Below are 2766 nucleotides of genomic sequence, written 5' to 3' on the forward strand. Positions count from 1 at the left end.
ACTCCAGTCTCCTCGGTCCGGTCCGAATGGACAACCTCCCGAAAGCTCACAGCTAGCCGATCATGTGCCCGGGGAGCATCCAGTTCGAAAGCTTGCTCTAAGCGGCTTGGTGACTTGGCCGAGGTCACCCAGGTGGAAATGACCAACACTTGGGGTAAGCCTAGTGGCGCTCCCCTCGATGATGTCTGGCGGGGTGGTTAGCCGCCTCCGTGGGACAAGATCAGTCTACACGAATGGGCTATAGCCTCTCCTCGCCTGCCTCACTGGCCGTCCTTCAGAGCCGGCCACACGAGCTTTTGTCTTTCAGCAGGGCGTTTTTCTCGCCAGCTACAGAGCCACACCGACGCCATTAATGAGCGTCCAGTCGACGGGTTGGATGGCCCTGTCCATCTTGCCCAGCACCTTGGCTTAGCATTTGCCGGTGCGGCGGAAGCCTTCAAGACGCAGTTCTTGACCTTCTCCAGATCAGCCTCGGATGGATATCGGCAAGGGTTCAGCTCGTCCTTTTGAACTTGCGCATCTTCGTGTTGGCCAACCCCAGGCCGCCCGACATATTTGCGGTCTATCCGGCACCTCAACTTCGAACAACCTTGCGGCAAGCTCTTGGGATAGCCCACGCTCGTGCCTCCACCACCCGCTCAGCAGAGCCAGATTTGTCGTTGATGGCACGGAACTTGCGGAGTCATTCGCAGATGCGTCACGGACCGAGAGTGTCGTCCCATGAATTCGATCACCAAAAAGGCCGCCCGACGTTGCTGGGACCGCCTGCAATTACCTTATCCCAGAATTGGGAGCAACGGCTTCAAAAGGGATAACTCATCACCTCAATTTTGTCGATCGCGCGGCCATCGAACCGCAGCCATCGATCAGACTTCCGCCTCGTTGCACTCATTGCGACCGCCTTGGTGCTTGCGACAACCGCTCAATTCTGGCTGCCAGGATAACCACATATGGCGACGGAACTTCCTGCTTCAAAGCAATATAGAGATCGTCGATCATCCCCCCATCAAGGCCTCGATCGAGGACACCGCGTTCGGCTTGCTTGGTTCGCAGTGAACAGACCGCACTTCGACGAATGCGATCGATGCGACCGCGCCGAGAACTCTCCCGCATTGTCGACGGTTGGGTCCGTCGGCCCTCCGATGAGGCCTCGGATGCGTCGGGCGCCGAGGCCTCGACTGATGCCGACTGGCCGCCGCCGGAAGGTCTCGCGGCTTTGATCCCCGGCGATGTAGCCACCCCTGCTGCAACAGCTCCTAGCCGGAGAACTCATTCATGACCGAATCGGCGACAGATTTAGTGGACGCGGCTTTGTTCGACCGAGATCGGCTTGACCCAGAAAGTCCCTATCAACGTTCTGGCCCTGCATGGGGTGCCATCATTTCGCTTTCCTTCGGCACCTTCGGGCTTGTGACGGCAGAGTTTCTGCCCGCCAGCGTTCTGACACCGCTCGCGCATGATCTCCGTATCACCACGGGCACGGCTGGACAGGCGCTAACAGCGACCGCAATCGTCGCGGCGATCTCGGCACCGATAATCGCCATCGTGACAAAGCGTCTGGACCGCAGGGTCGTCATCTGGGCGATGACGCTCCTGCTGATCCTGTCGAACGTTCTGGCAGAGGTTGCGGGGTCGCTGCCGGTTTTGCTGGCGGCACGCGTCGTCCTTGGCATATCGCTTGGTGGTTTTTGGTCTATTTCGGCAGCGTTGGCGATGCGGCTGGTTCCAAGTCACCTCATGCCGCGCGCCATGTCGATCATCCTCACCGGCGTTTCTGTCGCCTCCGTCTGCGCGGCTCCAATCGGCGCTTATGTCGGTGACATTTGGGGATGGCGAGCCTCGTTCAAGGTCGCCGCAATCGTGAGTGCCGTTGCGCTGCTCGTGCAACTCGTAACCATTCCGCCACTGCCTCCGATCGAAGTGCGCAGATTCCGCAGTCCGCTGGATGTCGCGAAGAATCCGGCGATGAAGGTTGCGGTGCTAGTCGTGCTATTGGTCGCTTCCGGCCATTTTGCCAGCTTCGCCTACATCCGCGCCTTTCTCGAGAGCGTTCCTGCGCTCGAAAAGAAGTCAATCCCGCTCGTGTTCCTTGCTTTTGGCACGGCCGGCGTCTTCGGCAATTTAGCCGGCGCATTCCTCACCAAACACAGTCTCAAGGCGGTCGCGGCCCTGCCGCCCCTGCTCATTGCCGTAGCCGCTGTCTCGCTCCTGACTATGGGAGCATCGGCCTTGACCTCGGCAATTGCAGTTGCCGTATGGGGCTTTGCTTTTGGCGCGGTCCCGGTCGGATTGCAGACATGGATGGTGCTACGCGCCGCTCCGAAACAGGCCGAGAGCGCTGGTGTACTGATGGTCATAACCTTCCAAGTGGCCATCGCAGCCGGCACAACTTTCGGTGGCCTATTGGTGGATCACACGGGTATTGCCAGTGTCTTTGTCTACAGCGCGGTTGCCACGTTCCTCGCTGTCTTGACAGTATTTTTGCTCGGCCCGAACCGCAAAACCTGACCGCCTGGTGGGGAGTGACGGTCGGCGGCGTTCACGCTATTGCCACCTCTGAGCTCGGCCCAAAGGCCGCGGCTTCGTCGTAACCATGCGGTCGATGGGGCAGCGCCAAATTGCTTCCTGCTCATCGCGTTGCGATAATACAGCGCGCTTATTGCGTCATCGTGTCCCCGGTCTCGGCTTCAATGCCCGGCTACTGGCTGCGGAGGCAGATGGGCGCCGGCGTCCCACCGACGACGATCGGTCTTTTCTCATGTAGCT

At 59.7% G+C, this 2766-nt stretch carries 1 protein-coding gene; it reads left to right on the forward strand.

What is annotated here, in order from left to right:
* The first annotated feature begins 1275 nt into the window (after positions 1-1275).
* Positions 1276-2508 carry an MFS transporter gene (locus tag EN750_RS27895; protein ID WP_126063819.1) on the forward strand — a complete coding sequence of 411 codons (1233 nt, stop codon included), beginning with the start codon at positions 1276-1278 and terminating at the stop codon, positions 2506-2508.
* Positions 2509-2766: the final 258 nt, after the last annotated feature.

Source organism: Mesorhizobium sp. M7A.F.Ca.ET.027.03.2.1 (assembly GCF_003999175.1).
GTDB lineage: Bacteria > Pseudomonadota > Alphaproteobacteria > Rhizobiales > Rhizobiaceae > Mesorhizobium.

Bases quoted from the DNA above. Each gene is read 5' to 3' on its own strand.
- EN750_RS27895 (WP_126063819.1), top strand. From the start codon at position 1,276: ATGACCGAATCGGCGACAGATTTAGTGGACGCGGCTTTGTTCGACCGA.